Genomic DNA, 18,627 nt, shown 5'->3' on the forward strand with positions numbered 1-18,627 from the left:
CATCATTAAAAAGCCTGCTTTCTTAATATGATTAAGAAAGCAGGCTTTTTAATGATGAATTTATCTTTTAGCTTACCAAGCGAATAAGCCTACAAATCCGGCAGTCATTAGTGATACTAAAATACCAGCTAGTAATAACATTGGTACATATTCAGAAACGAAATCTGATGTCTTTTTATCAACAATGCCTTTTAACGTACCTACAATCATACCGATTGTAGAGAAGTTAGCAAATGAAATTAAGAAAGTCGTAAGTACTGCACGTCTATGAGGTGAATATGTACTTATAACATCTTTAATTTGGCCCATAACGACGAATTCATTGGTTACAATTTTTTTAGCCATCTGTTGTGCCACGATCCAAGCTTCATCCCAAGGTAATCCTAATAATAGCGCAAATGGATACATGAAGACACCTAAGATTTGGTCTAATCCGAAGCTACCTTTTAACCCTATCCAAGTGCCAATCACACCTGTTAACGCATTGATTAAGCGATCAATCAAGTCTGATAATGCTACAAAACTAATTACGAACGCCACAATGATTAAAATTAACTTACCAGCATTTAAAACAGAATCACCTAAGAAAGAGAAGAATGGTTGTTTTTCAATTTCATTATTTTTAATGCTGTAAATGACATCATTTTGTTCTTCAACACGTACTGGATTTAAGATTGCCGATACTATAATCGCATTAATAATATTTAGCGGTATAGCCGTTAATACTAAATCCCCTGGCACCATAGCGACATATGCACCTACAATTGCACCAGATACAGAACTCATCGACATCATTGCTACAGTAAGTACACGCGCTTCATTCATTCTTTTTAATTGTTCACTTGAAACTGCTAAAGCTTCAGTATTACCTAAGAACATCATTTCGATACCGAAGAATGATTCAAATTTAGGTTGTCTCGTGATTTTCGCTAATACCCAACCAATACCACCAATTACGCGTGGCAGTATATTGAGATACATTAAAATATCAAACAATGGCACGATTAATAAAATAGGGAATAACGCACTGACTGCCATATCCATATTTTTTTGACCAACCCAACTTGCAAACGCAAAGCCTGTACCAGCATGTGCCGATTGTATTATCCATGCAATACCGTCAGCGAGTGCATGGACCGCCGCTTTCCCCCATGGGAAATAAATAAAGAACCATGCCAAGATAACATTCACAATCACTAAAATAATAATTGATTTCCATTGAATGTCTTTGCGATTTCTAGAAAAAAGAACTGCAATTGCTAAAAATACGAGCAATCCAATGATATTAATAATTAAAAACATTTAACCCCCACCATTCCATCTATCTTTTAGTTATTAAACTCCTAAAAATTTACTAACTTACTGTTATAATAAAAACATGCAACCATGCGTACAAATCACTTACACTCTGTATTCAGTCGACGCTTTATGTATTCGCTTACAAAGGCTCCATTAAAAGCTTTTCTTTATTAAATAGTTGTCTTTGATAGCAAATTAATTATAGCATGGTAATACTCGTGATAAAATAAATTTTTTATGATTACTAATATCTTTAAAAATAGATTACTTTAATTTTAATTATTATTTAAATTTTGTGTTGTTACAAATTGCTGATATTTTTCATGCGCTTGAATTAATGATTCATGACTTCCTATACCAGTGACACGACCTTGATCTATAAAGACTATTTGGTCTGCTTTTCTAATTGTTGAAAGTCGATGCGCAATAACTACTGTTGTTCTATTGGTCATTAGTACTTCTAATGCTTCTTGAATTTTGCGTTCACTTTCGCTATCCAAGTTTGCAGTTGCTTCGTCTAATAATAAAATATCTGGATTTTTAACAAAGCTACGTGCAATATCTATTCTTTGTCGTTGTCCACCTGATAGTTTTACGCCTCGTTCCCCTACCAATGTGTCATAGCCTTGTTCTAAATTCATAATAAAGTCATCACAATTAGCTAGTTTGGCATATTGTACTAATTCTTCATCAGAAACTTCGCGATTAATGCCATACAGCATATTATCTTTAATCGTACCATTCATCATTGCATTAGATTGCATAACATAGCCAATTTTATTACGCCATTCGGCAAGTGGCATATCATAAATAGAAGCATTTCCATATGTAACGATACCTGCATCTATATCGTACATCCGTTCAATAATATTAAAAATTGTACTCTTGCCTGAACCTGAAGGTCCTACGAAAGCAGTAACCTTTCCGGCAGGAATTTCAAAATTGACATCATTTAAAATCGGTTTAACATCATATTTAAAATCAACATGATTAAAATGTAATGTGCTGCCTTGAATAATAGTTGCATGTGCATTATCCATAACTTCTAACGGCTCATGCATAATTTCATGTATCCTTGCACTTGCACCCACAGCCTTTTTATAATCTGTAACTAACGTAGACAAATTGACTAACGGTGACGATAGTTGCACGACATAAAATATCATTGCAATTAATGTACCAGCAGATATTGCTCCGGAAGCAATGCGTAAAGCACCAAAACCTAAAATAATAGCAATCGTTAATAACATAATTAAGCCTGATAAAGGTTGAATGATGGCAGTGATTTTCGCTTGTTTCAACCCTAAACCATAAATTCGGTTCAAATTACGATGCGCGTTCTCTAGTTCATCATTTTCTGTATTTGAAACTTTCACTAACCTCATTTCTGTTAGGACACGTCCTAATAAGCCACTGAAATTAGCAATTTCTGCCTGTGTTTTTTTCGAGACATTTTGCATTACTTTACCTAACGGAATCATAATAATGACAAATACCGGTATCGTTATAAACGTCAGTAATGTCATCTTCCAATCCATGATGAATAACATAACAAAAGAGCCAATAATAGTAATCGCAGACGGCAATAGATTAGGTAATTTTTGTGAAATGAATTCATTAATAACTTTAGTATCATCTGTTAAACGGCTCATTAACTGACCACTCTCATTTTGGTCAAAAAATGGCATTTTCAGGTGTATAATATGTTGCCATAATAACGAACGTATGGCATAAATAATTTTTTCACCAATTTTACTTAATAAATACAGACCTATCCCACTTAAAATTGCATTAAGTAAGAATACGCCTATAAAAAGTATGATAAAATTCCAATTCATGCTTTCAAAAGAAAAATTATCAACTAATTTCCCAGTAAATGCAGGAACAATCAAACCTGTAATACTTCCTAATGATGAAATAATAACAGCTATGATAATTAATAGGGTCGGCCAATTAATCTTCTTAAATAAATAGAACAATGGATTAGCTTGCATAGCGTGGTATACCTCTTTTTCTATTAGTAATTTTATGCTAAGACTTAAACAATTAAATCCGCTCAATACTATGATAACATTTTTGATTTGGAAAATATTAAATATTGTTATCAATATTTATGTATTAAACTTTGTTGCTTTCTATTACTAATATTCATTTATTAATTTTACCCAGTATGCTAAAATACTTCTATTATCAAAAAAGAGAATATGTTAAGAGGGTTTATAATTTATGAGAAAGTTAATTCTAATAATGGTAATGCTATTTTTTATATCTACAATAACATCACCATTTGCTAACGCTGAAAGTGAAACTCCGTCAAGTATTGCTAATGACTACGGTTACAATGTTTCTGATGCCTATCAACCTAAAGGGGCTGCAAACATTTCGCAAACAGGTCAAATATTATATCAATATAATATTGACCAAAAATGGTACACAGCTTCTATGGCTAAACAAATGACAATGTATTTAACATTGTTAGAAATTAAAAAAGGCAAGTTGTCGTTAAATGATAAAGTTAAGATTACTAAAGATCATTATAGAATGTCGACTTTACCTGAATTGAGTAACACGAAGTTATACCCAGGTGAAACTTATACAATCAAAGAGCTGTTACAAATTACCGTTTCTGCTTCTAGTAATGCAGCCGCATTAATATTAGCCGACAAAGTTTCTGGCAACACTTCAGATTTTACAGATTTAATGAACAAAAAAGCTAAAGAAATCGGTATGACTAACACGCATTTCGTAAATCCAACGGGTGCGGAAAATAAACAGCTTAAAGATTTTGTCCCAAAACGTTACAAAGATGAAGATAGTACAATGTCTACAACAAGAGACTTTGAGATATTATCTCAACGTGTAGTCCAAGACACACCTTCTATACTTGATTTCACTAAAAAAATTGATCCGACACAACATGGTGTTACATATTACACATACAACCATTCATTAGAAGGTGCCGATATGAGCTTAAAAGGTACTGATGGTTTAAAAACAGGTTCAAGTGATTTAGCCAATTACAACCATACAATAACGACAAAAAGGAATGGCTTCAGAATAACGCAAACCATCATGGGTGCTGGTAACTATAATAAATTTGGTGGCGAAAAACAACGTAACATGATGGGTAACGCAATGATAAATAAATCATTCGACCAATATAAATACAAAAAAATCTTAAGCAAAGGCGAACACAAAATCAACGGCAAAAAATACTTTGTAGAAAAAGATTTGTATGATGTATTACCTAAAAATGCAACTTCAAAAGATTATAAATTCGTCATTAAAGATAACAAGGTTCATATAGACTATGACCGTGAATTTATCTCAGATAAGTACGGACCACCATCTGTTAAAGTAAAAAAACCTTTAGTGCACCAAGCTACAACTATCGTTAAAACAACATGGGATGATCATCCTGTATTAACACTTTTAGGTTTAGTGCTAATTATTGTTGCATGTGCAATTTTAATTTATTTATTAATCGACTTTATTAGACGAAGAACAAATAAATAATAAGCTGCAGTATCTTAAAAGCAATTTCTATTGAAATAATATAGAAATTGCTTTTTTATAAAGAATATAATTACACTTTCAAACGCGCCAAAAACTCATTATTTAAACATTTCCATACAAAAAAGGCATTCATTGATTATTCAATAAATGCCTTTTGGTTTATCGTTAACGTTCAAGTCTTGCTTTATTTAGCGTTGTCGCCGTATAATTCTTTTTTAATTTGAGTAGTTGAAATACCTTCTGTTCGTTTAAGATAAACGACTTCGCATTTATCTTTTAGGAAGTCGAATTCGCCTTCCCAATCGTGACCCATTACGAAAGTATCTACTTCAAAACGTTCAACGTCTTTTTCTTTTTGTCCCCAGCCTTCTTCAGCTATTACGAGATCAACATAGCGTATCGCTTCAAGCATTGCTTTTCTTTGTTCAAAATTATAGTATGATTTCTTATTTTTGATACGATTGAATTCATCTGAAGACAATGCAACAATTAGATAATCGCCCATTTCACGAGCTCTTCTTAATAATTCTATATGCCCATAATGTAATAAATCATAAGTACCATAAGTAATTACTCTCTTCATTATAAATTCTCCCTAAAGTTATTATATGTCTATCCATATTAAAATAAATTATAGCATATACTTTTTATTAATACTAATAGATTAAAAGTATATAAATTTTATCTTTTTAATATTTTCTTTAGTTTCAATTTCCCTCTAAACTTAGCTTTATGTGGTAATATTTCGAGTTTAAAGCGATAGTAATTTGGACGACCTATACCTACATAATGTAACGTTCTTCGCCATTCTTCATATAATGCTTTAGTCCAACCACTACACCCTTGTTCGACAACTTTTACAATTCTAAATAAAGATTCACCTTCATAATCAGTACTTTGCATTGCTTTAATATAAGTAGTTACACTATTAATGAAAGCTTCAGTAACTTGATTATTTGCGGTCACGTAAGCTTGTATCAAGTAGCTAACTATAAGTTCATCCATACGATAACTATAATAACGTCTTACGTGCTCTAATAATAATTCATCCATTACACGTTCTCGTATCTTTAAAGCGTCTGCCATATATGCTAAAAAACGTTCTGCACGTTGTTCAGTAACGGATCCTTCTACTTCATTATAGGCATAGACAATATTAGGCAATAATTGAATATCACTCGCTTTTTTATAAGCTTTAGCAATAAAAGTATGTTCCTCACAAAAAACTACATCTTCGTCAAAGCGTAAATCAGCAAATTTGCCGTTGAACATTTTAGCTCCAGGCCCGATAGATTGTAATACTTCTGGACACTGAGCTAAGTTTACTTTTTCAAATTTATTAAGTCCCTTATGTGTTGGAATATGTTGCCATTCTCCATCTTTCCCTCTTCCAATTTGTCCTATCACAATATCGACCGCTTCATCTTTAATATAATAATCAGCCATATAATCGATGCGACTAGGTAAAAATTGATCATCGGCATCTAGGAACATAAATACATCACTCGTCATCTGCGCTAATCCATTGTTACGACTCACAGCTGCACCTTTATTCTCTTGATTTATAATTTTAATATTTTTGTATTCTTTTGCTAATTGTTCTAGCACCTCTTGTGTTTTATCAGTAGAGCCGTCATTAATACAAATAATTTCATAATCGTGTTTTGTATCAATAGATGATACCGCCCTACGTATCGTTTGTTCTGCATTAAAAACTGGAATAATGAAAGCTATTTTCATTTGTTAGTCTCCTCTTCAATAAAATGAATGACCTCTTCCGTACTCTGTTGTGTATTAAATTGATGCCATGCTTTAAATAAGGGGTGCAATTGTGTGTCACCATTTTGGATAAGTTCAATTAATTCGTCCTCGGTATATGCTTTATACGTATTAGGTATCTCTTTATAAAAACGATTTAGCCCTCTATCTATATCATAATCATTTTCATCATAGACATAAAAGATAGCTGGTTTATTTAATAAACTTGCTTCAATTGCTAAAGAACTATAATCAGTAATAATTATATCCGCCATTATCATAAGAGATTGAATATCTAATGTTGTCTGTGAATCACTTGCTACTGCTGGATGTAATTTATTTAAAAGCGTATAGTCATCAAGTTGTCGTTCAAATTTTTGCTTATTGATGTGTCGATTAGCCTTTTGCTGCTCTCTATAAGTTGGTAAATAAACTGCTACTTTACCTTCTATATGATGCTCGCTTTTAAGTTGTTGTTGTTGGCTCTTTATATCCATTTCATTATACGCGCTAAGTCTAGGTAAACCAGTGGGTATAATTTGGTCATCATGTGCCTCAAATGATTCTTTGAAGCATTGTGCCATTGGTTCTCCACCTACTAAATAGTAATCCGTCGCTTGATATACACGACGATATTGCTCAACTTGCGTAGTATTTGATAAATCTACTTGATGATCTGTTAATCCAAAATTTTTCAATGCGCCTGCCGCATGCCACGTTTGGATAATCGTTTGTTGACGTTTCTTTTTATAACCACCTAACATTAAATAATACGTGTCTATGACAATTACTTTAGCACTACTTAACGCACGTATATGTTTAAAAATTTGTTTGTTCCCCGCAGGTATGAATTGTAAATGTTTAAATGCTTTAACTGTTGCGCTGAGCTCTGGTTTAGCAATCACTGTTATATTATAATTTTCGTTCACTAAAGCTTTTATAATCGGTAGCACATCTTCAGAAAACGTCATCATAATTACTATGTTATTTTTTGTGATTTTATTTTTAGCAAAGATAATATTTAATATACCGACGATTAACATATATACCTTTTTTATTACTTGTCTCATTTGCTCCACCACCACTTATATATATATCTTGCTCTTATTATATCTATCTTAGCTATTAATTTATAGAAAAAATCCTTTAGCCCAACATAATTCAGACTAAAGGATTACAATAGTTGTATTTATCTGTGCGTTACATAAAGTCAGCAAAATGATCTCTATATTTCACATGTAAAATTGAACCTACTATAAATAAGACGATGACGATAGCAATATTATACACGGCTAATTCCCAGTGAGTGATAAAATACCAGTCTTTATATAAAATTGCCGCTCTATAACTTTCTGCTAAAAAGTAAACAGGATTAAGTTGCATCACGTCTGTTACGATACCTTTAGGCGGTACGATTAAGATTGATGACACAAAGAACACAATTCTCATAAATGCTTGCATCGCCATTTGAGTATCACGAATGAGTACACCTAAAGTTGATGTTACTAATGATATTGCTGCCGTTAAAATAAATGCGTATGGCACGTATAATAACAACTGCACTGTATAAATTGAAGGATGATAGCCTGCAAAATAACAAATAACCATGACGATTGCTAATAATCCAATATGACCATAAAATCTACTAAATACTATATATGTAGGAATGATCGACAATGGAAAATTCATTTTTGCCACATGATTGTACTTACTGGCAATAGCCTTTGTACCTTCTAGCACACCTTGGTTCACAAAGAACCACATACTAATACCTACGATTAACCAGTAGATAAATGGAACGCCATCATGGGGTGCATTACTTCTCATGCCTAGTCCAAAAACAAACCAATAAACTGCTATTTGCAATCCGGGATTTAAAAGTTCCCATGCCATGCCTAAATAGTTACTATGGTTTGATAATCTTAATTGGAATTCTGCTAATCTTTTTATTAAATAGAAATTTTTAAAATGCTCTTTAAAAACTAACCATACTGCATTCATCTATATAAACCACGCTTTCAAACGATTTACTCTTTTTATCATTAAAATTAGTTAATATTATAAGTTATTAGTTACATTGTTTGCACAATAATCGATTATACATTATTTTAGAAAAGAATGTAAACTTACTATATAATAAAACAAAGTTTAACTTAATTCATAACTTAATGTTATAATGATTTTCGAATATTCAAACCATATATTTAATTGTATTTTACAATATTCATTATCTTTAAAGTTGATTTAACTATACAAATTCAGTAAAATTTAACAATTGAAACTGATATTTGTATTGACCGTTCTAACCTACTTTACAATAGGTTTATAAATTTAACAACTCATTTAATATATAATATAATTCAAGGTAATTGGAAATAAGGAAGGTAAAATTATGACTGTATCGGTAAACATTGAACACGTATCGAAAGAATACCGTATTTATCGCAATAACAAAGAACGTATTAAAGATGTTTTAGTACCATTCCATAAAAATAAAACTTTTTACGCGTTAAACGATTTATCATTAACCGCACATGAAGGTGATGTTATAGGCTTAGTAGGCATCAACGGCTCAGGTAAGTCTACACTTAGTAACATGATTGGCGGTTCACTTGCACCAAGCGCAGGTAATATTTCTCGTAATGGAGAAGTTAGCGTTATTGCAATCAATGCAGGTTTAAATGGTCAACTCACTGGCATGGAGAATATCGAGTTCAAAATGCTCTGCATGGGCTTCAACAAAAAACAAATAAAGGAATTCACACCACAAATTGTAGAATTTAGCGAACTTGGTGAATTTATTTATCAACCGGTTAAAAAATATTCAAGTGGTATGCGCGCTAAGTTAGGATTTTCAATTAACATTACGACAAACCCTGATATTTTAGTTATTGACGAAGCTTTATCCGTCGGCGACCAAACTTTTGCCCAAAAATGTTTAGATAAAATATATGAATATAAAGAGCAGAAAAAAACGATTTTCTTTGTAAGTCATAATATGAAACAGGTTAAAGACTTTTGTACTAAGATAGCATGGATTGAGGGCGGAAAATTAAAAGACTTTGGTGAATTAGAAGATGTCTTACCTCAATATGAAAAGTTTTTAAACGACTTTAAGAAACGTTCTGCTCAAGACCAAAAACAATTTAGAAGCGAGTTAGACAATTCACGCTTTGTAGTTAAATAATTAAAAAAGATTCTGGGACATTAAAGTGCTTGGATAAATGCAAAAAAGCAATTGCTATATTATTTCAATAGCAATTGTTTTTTGCATTATTGTTTTGATTATAGTTAGCAAGGCGTGCCACTACTTTTATTATATTAAGTGCCGTCAATACAAAGCTAAGTACTCTTTTGCCTTTATTTACGCCTTGAACTAAAAAAATCAAAACATTCCTTATTTGTTAAAGTATTTTCGTGAAAAATGATATATACATGCGCAGTATTTTGACGAGACGCTTGTGGGAACAGGATAGACTAAAGCTATCCGTTAAAAAAACGAGCCAACAATAATACGCCATATTGCATAAAATAAGAAGCACTCTAATGATTGAATTCAATCATCAGAGTGCTTTTTTTCTTGGTTTTATGTCCCAAGATCGTTGTTATACATATTACTTACATATAATCGTCGAACGTATCTCTATAACGCATATGTAATATAGCACCCACGATAAATATTATAAACACGAGCGCAATATTATAAACTGTTAAATGCCAATGTGTAATAAAATACCATTCACGATGTAATATAGCTGCCCTATATGACTCTGCTAAAAAGTATATAGGATTCAATTTCATCACGGTTAATACAATGGCTGAGTTAGCCGGATATAAAATTGAAGAAACGAAAAAGATGATTCGCATGAATGCCTGCATGGCCATTTGTAAATCTCTAATTAATAAACTCAATGTTGACGTCAATAACGCAATTGACATCGTCAAAATTAATGCATAAGGAATATATATTAATAACTGTAGCGTATAAATAGTTGGATGATAGCCGCCTGTTAAGCTAATAACCATCACAACAACTAATAATAAAATATGCGCATAAAATTTACTAAAGACAGTATAGCTAGGTAAAATTGACAGCGGAAAATTCATTTTTGAAACTTGTCGATATTTAGTAGTGATAGACTTTGTACCATCTAAGACACCTTGATTCACAAAAAACCACATGCTTATACCAACGAGTAACCAAAATATAAAAGGTACACCTTCCACAGAACTATTTTGTCTAACACCTAATCCAAAAACAAACCAATAAATTAAAATTTGAAATGCTGGGTTAATTAATTCCCATCCTAACCCTAAATAATTGCTATGGTTTGATATTCTTAATTGGAAATCAGCCAATCTTTTTATTAAATATATATTTTTAATATGTTCTTTTAACACGATATATACCGATTTCACGCTAAAATACCTACTTTCTTTATGCTATAGTTGTATTATTTAGTTCTCATTTGTTTCCATACTTTAAATAAAAATATTGGAATACTTTTAGTTCTGCCAAGTCGTTTCCAATCAATGACGACACGATAAACCCATTCTAAATTTAACTTTCGTATGAGTTTAGGCGCTCTTTTTTTGACGCCACCAAACACCTCAAGAGAACCGCCTACCCCCATTAGGACCGTCTGTTTAAATTGCTCTTTATACGTTTTAATCCATTGCTCTTGCTTAGGATATCCCATTGCAACAAAAACATAATCTGGATTGAAATCTTTTATTGTCTCTAAAACATTATCATCATTTAAATCAATGTAACCATGATGGTGCGCGAATGTCACATTAGGATAGTTAGTAGCTAGATTGTTGCGTGCTTGCGATACGACTTCTTCTTTTGAACCTAATAGAAACACTCTTTGTTTATTTGTATGTGCCAGTTTCAAACATTCTTCCATCAATTCTATGCCTGGCACGCGCTCACTTAATGGTGTTTTTAGCAGTCTTGCGGCTTTAACTACGCCTGTACCGTCTGCAATAACATAATCTGCACTATTAATTAGATCACGATACCCTTTATGATTTGATGCATAATCAACAATTTCAGGATTCGCAGTTACGATAAATAAACTTTGATACTGTTGCTGTTCAAAATATTTTTTTACATTTAGTCTCATATCTACTAGCGTGACATTGTCAAAATAAACAGATAAGACATTAACTTTTTGATTATGTTTGTTTTCCACCATTTTAGTTGTCTCCAATCTAATATCTAATTAAATAATTTATAATAATTTTAACACATTATAATTTAACATAATAATACGAGTTATATGTACATTTTTCATAGGTCAAAAGTCTAAATGTAATTGCTCATTATTTACTATATAATTATCATTAACAATCAAATTTCAAACACTTATAATGAGGTTGCACTATGGAGAAAATAAATACAATTTTAAGCTCGACAATACAATTACACATACTATGGGTCATATTTATTGGTTGCCTGTATGTTATTATTCACCAATATAGACATAAGCCGATGAATAGAATACTAGATATATATTTCAATTATATTCCTGTGTTAACTCATGAATTTGGCCATATTATATTCAACAAATTAAGTGGCGGTAAAGCGCGGGACTTTGTCATCGTTGCTTCTCCTAAAGAACGTATGCATACATCACAGCAAGGTTATGCGATAACTCAATCAAAAGGTCGTTTAGGCCAAATTATTACGACTTTCGGTGGCTACGTCATGCCACCTGCTATGTTGTATTTAGGCTTTTTAGCAATTCAATGGCAATACCCTAGCCTATTTATAATGTTGTATCTATTTATATTTTGTTATTTTGTCGTACTCACATCACGTAAACTATTGCCTATTATAATTGTTCTCGTTTTAGGCACAATATTATATTTTTTAATTACTAGCGACAATCAACTTATAATGATGAATCTCATTGCACTCTGCTACCATTTTATCTTAGGTGTTCTACTCGGCGAAGTCTTACAATCTTCTTGGACAATTTTCAAACTAACATTTAGTAAACAAGTAACTGAATGGGATGGCTCGGCATTAAAAGAGCTTACAAATATTCCAACACTATTTTTTAGTCTATTATGGATCATTATAAACTTATTCACTTTATATAACTTAGCAAATATTTTTATTTAATAACGGTAACGAAATTTTCTATTGCAAAAAGCATTCAAACAGTAGTTAATCACTGTTTGAATGCTTTTTTATAAGAAGTTATATTTTTATTTATGTGCTAACAGCTATGTTGTTAAATATTTTCAGTAATGAACAACATTATTTTTCAGCATAAATATGTTCTGCATTATCATAACTTAGAATGGTAATATTGCCATCTTTTTTAACCATAACCACTTTATTGGTTTCATCTTTATTAATAATTTCAACCTCATCACCAATTGAAATTTCTTTGCTTGAAAGATAAATCAGCAATTCTGTTTTATCTCTTACTCTTTTAATATTTGCGACGTCCCCCGCTTCAAAAGATAACAAATTATCAGTATAGATTTCCTTATACTGATTATCTCTCGGTATAACGCCACCATGAGGACAAGTCGTTGGGTAGTTCAACAATTTATCCAATCGTTCAACAAATAAATGTGAGACACGGTGTTCTAACACCTCAGCTTCTTGATGCACTTCTTCCCAATTATATTCTAATATTTGTATTAAAAATAATTCTATTAAACGATGTCGTTTAATAATATCTAACGTATATGACAAACCTTCTTCAGATAACATAACACCTTTATAAGGCTTGGTTTCAACATAGTTTGATTTCTCTAATCTATTTATCATTTCACTAACTGAAGGTGGTTTTATATTAAGATATTGAGATAATTTTTTATTTGAAACGAATGTTACGTCGCCTTCATGTGTCAATATCGCCTTCAAATAGTCCTCTTTTTCTTCTGTCAGCATATTTTCACTCCTCATAACCAGTGTCTATATTGTATCACGAAATTTCTTGACACGCTAAAAGTTCGTAGTATATTATAAATTTAATTAGGTTAACCTAAATTTTTTATTTAAGAAGGTGAAATATGTTAGAAATAAATAACTTAAACCTACATATTGGCAATAAACATGTTCTAGAGGACATCAATTTGTCTATCCCTGTTACCGGAGAAATAATAGGTATTATGGGGCCTAATGGTGCAGGTAAGAGTTCGTTACTAAAATCTCTTATTGGCGAATTTAAAGCTACTGGAGATAAATTATTATTACATAAACCACTTACCTCATCTTTCAAATCTTTAACTTACATCCCACAAAAAACTAATATAGACTTAGATTTTCCTATCAGCGTAGCAGATGTCGTCATATCGGGCGCTTATAAAAATATAGGCTGGTTTAAAACGATAGATAAAAAGAACAAGGATCGATTAAATCAACTATTAGACATGTTAGAGTTGCAAGACTTAAGATTGCGTCAAATTTCGCAGTTAAGTGGTGGTCAATTACAACGTGTTTTGGTCGCTCGTGCTTTAATGAATGATAGCGAACTTTATTTATTAGATGAACCTTTCGTGGGTATAGATTTTCATAGTGAACAACTTATCATAAAACTTATCAACCAATTAAAGGCTAACAATAAGCTTATTTTGATTGTTCATCATGATTTATCAAAAGCCAGTGAATATTTCGATCGCATTATTTTACTTAACCGTAATATTCGCTATTTTGGCCCTAGTCACATTGCAATGCAACCGGATAATTTAAATAATGCATTTTTAAATCATCAACATACAGTTACTTCAAAGCATATGAAGACTGAGGTGGTTACATGACAGAATTTTTCCAACATTTATTTAGTTATCAATTTTTAAATCGTGCATTGATTATTGCAATCGTAGTAGGCATTGTTTGCGGCACTGTAGGTAGTTTAATTGTATTAAGAGGTTTAGCACTAATGAGTGATGCAATGAGTCATGCCGTTTTACCAGGTGTGGCATTGTCTTTTGTTTTTGGCATCCCTTTGTATATTGGCGCTTTGGTCACTGGTATGATCGCAAGTGTCCTTATCGGTTTTATTACTACGGGTAGTAAAACTAAACCAGATGCAGCGATTGGCATAAGTTTCACTGCATTTCTATCAACAGGGATTATCATTATTAGTCTTATACATAGTACTACCGATTTATACCATATTCTATTTGGTAATATTTTAGCTATTACATTATCGTCGTTTTGGACGACCATTGTAGTTAGTGTTGTAGTTGTGACACTCATCATCATTTTCTTTAGACCTCTTATGATCTCAACATTTGATGATACGTTCAGTAAGATGAGTGGTCTTAACACGACTTTAATACATTATTTTGTAATGCTTATGCTATCCATGGTAACTATAGCAAGCATACAAACTGTAGGTATTATTTTAGTTGTAGCGTTATTAATTACACCCGCGAGTGCTGCATATTTAATCGCAAAGAGCTTACCTTCAATGATGGTCATTGCTAGCACTATCGGCGTCGTTAGTTCTATAACAGGCATGTATTTCAGTTATATATATAATATTCCAAGCGGCGCTACAATCGTACTGTGTGCCTTTATTCTCTATATATTTATATTTAGTTTTGTAAAAATACGTAACAAGAAAGGACTTACAACATGAAAAAATTATTTCCTATTTTACTGGTGTGCATCTTATTTTTAGCCGCTTGTGGCAACGACAAAAAATCATCAACAACAAAGAGCGATGACAAATTAAAAGTAGTAGCAACAAACTCTATTATTTATGATATGGCCAAAAATGTAGCGGGAGATAATATCGAATTACATAGTATCGTGCCTATTGGTCAAGACCCGCATGAATATGAAGTTAAACCTAAAGACATCAAGGCACTCACAGATGCTGATGTCGTTTTATATAACGGTTTAAATTTAGAATCCGGTAATGGTTGGTTTGAAAAAGCTTTGAAGCAAGCTAATAAATCTTTAAAAGATGACGATGTAGTGCCTGTATCCAAAAAAGTAGACCCTATTTATCTTGAAGGTGCTAAAGGGGACAAAGATAAATTAGATCCACATGCTTGGTTGAGTTTAGACAATGGCATTAAATACACAGAAACTATAAAAGAAACATTGTTAAACAAATCGAAAAACCACAAAGATGCTATTGAAAAGATGGGTGACGAATACTTAACACAACTTAAAAAATTAAATGATGAAAGTAATAATAAATTTAAAGACATTCCTAAAAAAGAACGTACAATCGTTACGAGTGAAGGTGCATTTAAATACTTTGCTAGACAATATGATATTAAACCTGGCTATATTTGGGAAATCAACACCGAAAAACAAGGTACACCCGAGCAAATGAAAGCAGCAATTAAATTTGTAAAAGATAATAATGTTAAACATTTACTAGTTGAAACTAGTGTTGACCGGAAAATCATGGAAGGATTAAGCGAAGAGACTAAAAAAGATATTTATGGTGAAATATTCACGGATTCAATTGGTAAACCTGGTAGTAAAGGTGATTCTTACTACAAAATGATGAAATATAATATCGAAACAATTCACGGTAGTATGAAATAAATAACAATTTAAGGCTATTCTACCTTACAAGGTGAATAGTCCCATACCGTACTTAACACCTAATACTGCAATCCTTAGTACGGTATGGTGGTATTCAAAGCCTTAAATAAACTCCTTAAGCCATCAACAGGTTGCAATCCTCCCCCTGTTGATGGCTTTTTTATTAAAAAAATTAGCGATTAACCTCAGTTTAAAGCTTTAAATGAGGTTATCGCTAACTTCTAATTATATCTATTAAGTTAAACTATCAACGAGTACCATTTCGTCATAATTAATTGATTCTCTGATTTTTAGTGCCGTAGCTTCACTAATATCTTCGTCATCTACTAATTGATTTAATAATCTTCTTTGTTCTTTAAGTGCTGTTAATTTCACTTTCGTAATAGACGTTTCATTCTTTTGATCAAAGAAGTTTTTTGGTGCTAAGTTCTCAATTCTTAGTAAATAACCATCACAAATCATACCTACTTCCAATTTGTTCTCTTCTGTAGTTTCCTTACTCAACCTACTTACAACACGATAATGCACAGTCCTCATTACATTTGAAATCTCGACAAGGTTATCGACAATAGATAATGAAGAAGCTGCATTCGTTCTCATGCGTGTTTTAATTCGTCGTTTTAAAATAAAAGCACGAAATTCTACTTTTAAACGTTGAATCAGTGAAGCTTGTTTATAAATTTGTGTACGTTCAGCATAACGCATGTAGTTATCTAACACACTCGTTGTTATATCACCATTTTCAACTAAGCTATTAAGCGTATTATTCTCAGCGTCAAAGGCGATTTTTTGTAGTCTTTGCAATTCTTTCGCATCTTCATCTTCATTTTCTACAGATTTTAAAAATGCAAGCTTGTCGTGATAATCTTTTATTACACTGCCGTATCTGAAACTCGATTCAATCGTCGACATTTGATTCAAACTATCTATAACTTTTTCTAAAATATAAATACGCGCTTGCTTATAATTCATGCCTTTTTGTTTTGGTTTAGCAGCTGCTGGTGTAACGAGCGGTACAATGAATTGTGCAACTATTAAACTGATAATAACCATGCCTGAGGCAATAAATAATAAATCATCTCTAAATGAAAATGAATGGTGGTTGGCTAACATGTATGGCAATGTCAATGCGATGGCTAATGAGATGGTTCCATGCACACCACAAATTGACATAATAAATGCATAAGTGCCTCTCTTAGGAGGTACTTCTGAGGTCATCGCATCCTCTTCATTATGTGTAATCATTTTTTGGAAGGGACTGATTGGTAAGTAAAAATAAGGATATAGTACAAGAACCCATAAAAATCTAAAGAAGTAAATTGCTAGCGCAACTAAAAATGTCACTACAATTAAAAAAGCTAGATTATGTGGTTCGTTTTTAATAATACGACCGACAACTTCTGGGATTAAATAACCTAAAATAGAGAAAACAAAACCATTTAACACATAGCCTAATATGTTCCATGTGTGATTATAACTCATTTGCAGTCTTGTACGTGCTTGCGCTATACGATCACGTTCAAATCCATGTACTAATCCTGCTACTACGGCAGCTATAATACCAGAAGCGTGGAACATTTCTGCAACTAAATAAGTTATAAATGGCGTAATCAACTGAATAAAAGTAAACATGTTTACATTTTCTATACCTCTTCGTGTTAACGTAACTCTCATTCTGACGAAAGCTACCCCAATAATCAGTCCAACAATGAATCCGCCGATAGATGAAATTAAAAATTGTTCGACTGCACTCACAACAGAAAATGTACCAGTAATTAAAGCCGCTACAGCTATTTTAAAAGATATGATACCCGCTGCATCATTAAGTAGTGATTCACCTTCTAATATAGTCATAGACCCTTTGGGTAAAATCTTACCTTTTGTTATTGCTTGTACCGCTACGGCATCAGTTGGACATAAAATTGCAGCTAGAGCAAAAGCTGCTGCCATAGGTAATTCAGGCCAAATCCAGTGGACAAACAATCCAACAACGATAACCGTCGTGACAACTAAACCTAGTGCCATCATTAAGACGGGTTTGATATAACGTCTTAGATGCACTCGAGATACTTGTACTCCTTCAACAAATAGCAATGGCGCAATCAATGCTACCATAAATAGTTCACTATCAAATTGAAACTGTACAGGAACAGGCGTTACATAAAGTAGCATACCTAAAATAATTTGAATAAAAGCTAATGGCACTTTAGGCAATAACGTATGTACAAATGAACTTAATATAACTACTGCTATAAAAATTAATAGTGTTTCAAATATCTCCATAGTTTCACCTCTCTTCGATTCAATATGCGCATCATAATTGCTGAGGTTGAAACAAACATTTCGTGAATACAAAACATCAAAACAACTATTTATTCACGTCATGATTTCATATTTCAAAGTTTTCTCCCAAATACTTTAAAGAAAAATTTTCTAATTTCACACAATTACAAATATACACTATTTTACCACTTTTTTTGTCACTTATTAAATTTAAAGCATTACTACACTACTGT

At 32.1% G+C, this 18,627-nt stretch carries 16 protein-coding genes; 6 read left to right on the forward strand and 10 right to left on the reverse strand.

The window, feature by feature from the left end; all coding sequences use genetic code 11:
* Positions 1 to 72: 72 nt before the first annotated feature.
* Positions 73 to 1,302 carry a NupC/NupG family nucleoside CNT transporter gene (locus tag RPL90_RS04295; protein ID WP_313545877.1) on the reverse strand — a complete coding sequence of 410 codons (1,230 nt, stop codon included), beginning with the start codon at positions 1,300 to 1,302 and terminating at the stop codon, positions 73 to 75.
* Positions 1,303 to 1,574: 272 nt separating this feature from the next.
* Complete coding sequence (locus RPL90_RS04300; RefSeq protein WP_313545878.1) at positions 1,575 to 3,293, reverse strand: ABC transporter ATP-binding protein; 1,719 nt, start codon at positions 3,291 to 3,293, stop codon at positions 1,575 to 1,577.
* 232 nt (positions 3,294 to 3,525) lie between these two features.
* On the opposite strand from RPL90_RS04300, the gene pbp4 reads away from it, so the two are divergent.
* The gene (gene pbp4 / locus RPL90_RS04305; RefSeq protein ID WP_313545880.1) at positions 3,526 to 4,815 is read left to right on the forward strand and encodes a penicillin-binding protein PBP4; all 1,290 of its coding nucleotides are present in this window, start codon (positions 3,526 to 3,528) and stop codon (positions 4,813 to 4,815) included.
* A gap of 184 nt (positions 4,816 to 4,999) precedes the next feature.
* Here the strand turns inward: pbp4 and tagD are convergent, their stop codons facing one another.
* The 4 genes from tagD to RPL90_RS04325 all read right to left on the reverse strand — a co-directional run bounded on the left by tagD (position 5,000) and on the right by RPL90_RS04325 (position 8,574).
* The gene (gene tagD, locus RPL90_RS04310) at positions 5,000 to 5,398 is read right to left on the reverse strand and encodes a glycerol-3-phosphate cytidylyltransferase (RefSeq protein ID WP_313545882.1); all 399 of its coding nucleotides are present in this window, start codon (positions 5,396 to 5,398) and stop codon (positions 5,000 to 5,002) included.
* Positions 5,399 to 5,496: 98 nt separating this feature from the next.
* Entirely contained in the window at positions 5,497 to 6,555 is a 1,059-nt protein-coding gene (locus RPL90_RS04315; protein WP_313545884.1) for a glycosyltransferase family 2 protein, read from the reverse strand.
* A complete protein-coding gene (tarB, locus tag RPL90_RS04320) occupies positions 6,552 to 7,643 on the reverse strand; it encodes a teichoic acid glycerol-phosphate primase TarB (RefSeq protein WP_313545886.1) in 1,092 nt (363 codons plus the stop codon). Before tarB ends, RPL90_RS04315 begins: the two co-directional genes overlap by 4 nt.
* Positions 7,644 to 7,773: 130 nt before the next feature.
* A complete protein-coding gene (locus RPL90_RS04325) occupies positions 7,774 to 8,574 on the reverse strand; it encodes an ABC transporter permease (protein WP_313545888.1) in 801 nt (266 codons plus the stop codon).
* A 391-nt stretch (positions 8,575 to 8,965) separates the two neighbouring features.
* On the opposite strand from RPL90_RS04325, the gene tagH reads away from it, so the two are divergent.
* Complete coding sequence (gene tagH, locus RPL90_RS04330) at positions 8,966 to 9,760, forward strand: teichoic acids export ABC transporter ATP-binding subunit TagH (RefSeq protein WP_313545890.1); 795 nt, start codon at positions 8,966 to 8,968, stop codon at positions 9,758 to 9,760.
* Positions 9,761 to 10,191: 431 nt separating this feature from the next.
* Here the strand turns inward: tagH and RPL90_RS04335 are convergent, their stop codons facing one another.
* Together RPL90_RS04335 and tarA are read right to left on the reverse strand one after the other, a co-directional pair.
* Positions 10,192 to 10,992: an ABC transporter permease gene (locus tag RPL90_RS04335; RefSeq protein ID WP_313545892.1), complete on the reverse strand. Its 801-nt coding sequence runs from the start codon at positions 10,990 to 10,992 to the stop codon at positions 10,192 to 10,194.
* A gap of 35 nt (positions 10,993 to 11,027) precedes the next feature.
* Positions 11,028 to 11,774 carry an N-acetylglucosaminyldiphosphoundecaprenol N-acetyl-beta-D-mannosaminyltransferase TarA gene (gene tarA, locus RPL90_RS04340; RefSeq protein ID WP_313545894.1) on the reverse strand — a complete coding sequence of 249 codons (747 nt, stop codon included), beginning with the start codon at positions 11,772 to 11,774 and terminating at the stop codon, positions 11,028 to 11,030.
* A gap of 188 nt (positions 11,775 to 11,962) precedes the next feature.
* On the opposite strand from tarA, the gene RPL90_RS04345 reads away from it, so the two are divergent.
* On the forward strand, positions 11,963 to 12,706 hold the full coding sequence (locus RPL90_RS04345; protein WP_313545896.1) for a M50 family metallopeptidase: 744 nt from the start codon (positions 11,963 to 11,965) through the stop codon (positions 12,704 to 12,706).
* Between the two features lie 138 nt (positions 12,707 to 12,844).
* Here the strand turns inward: RPL90_RS04345 and RPL90_RS04350 are convergent, their stop codons facing one another.
* Complete coding sequence (locus RPL90_RS04350) at positions 12,845 to 13,489, reverse strand: metal-dependent transcriptional regulator (RefSeq protein ID WP_313545898.1); 645 nt, start codon at positions 13,487 to 13,489, stop codon at positions 12,845 to 12,847.
* Positions 13,490 to 13,611: 122 nt separating this feature from the next.
* On the opposite strand from RPL90_RS04350, the gene RPL90_RS04355 reads away from it, so the two are divergent.
* The 3 genes from RPL90_RS04355 to mntC are packed head-to-tail and all read left to right on the forward strand — an operon-like array spanning position 13,612 to position 16,111.
* A complete protein-coding gene (locus tag RPL90_RS04355) occupies positions 13,612 to 14,358 on the forward strand; it encodes a metal ABC transporter ATP-binding protein (protein WP_313545900.1) in 747 nt (248 codons plus the stop codon).
* On the forward strand, positions 14,355 to 15,185 hold the full coding sequence (locus RPL90_RS04360; protein WP_313545902.1) for a metal ABC transporter permease: 831 nt from the start codon (positions 14,355 to 14,357) through the stop codon (positions 15,183 to 15,185). Before RPL90_RS04355 ends, RPL90_RS04360 begins: the two co-directional genes overlap by 4 nt.
* Positions 15,182 to 16,111, forward strand: coding sequence for a manganese ABC transporter substrate-binding lipoprotein MntC (mntC, locus tag RPL90_RS04365; RefSeq protein WP_313545904.1), 930 nt, complete (start codon positions 15,182 to 15,184; stop codon positions 16,109 to 16,111). Before RPL90_RS04360 ends, mntC begins: the two co-directional genes overlap by 4 nt.
* 234 nt (positions 16,112 to 16,345) lie before the next feature.
* On the opposite strand, the gene RPL90_RS04370 is transcribed toward mntC, so the two are convergent.
* Positions 16,346 to 18,394: a cation:proton antiporter gene (locus tag RPL90_RS04370; protein WP_313545906.1), complete on the reverse strand. Its 2,049-nt coding sequence runs from the start codon at positions 18,392 to 18,394 to the stop codon at positions 16,346 to 16,348.
* Positions 18,395 to 18,627 lie beyond the last annotated feature (233 nt).

The sequence above is a fragment of the Staphylococcus kloosii genome (assembly GCF_032139365.1).
Classification (GTDB): Bacteria; Bacillota; Bacilli; order Staphylococcales; family Staphylococcaceae; genus Staphylococcus; species Staphylococcus kloosii_A.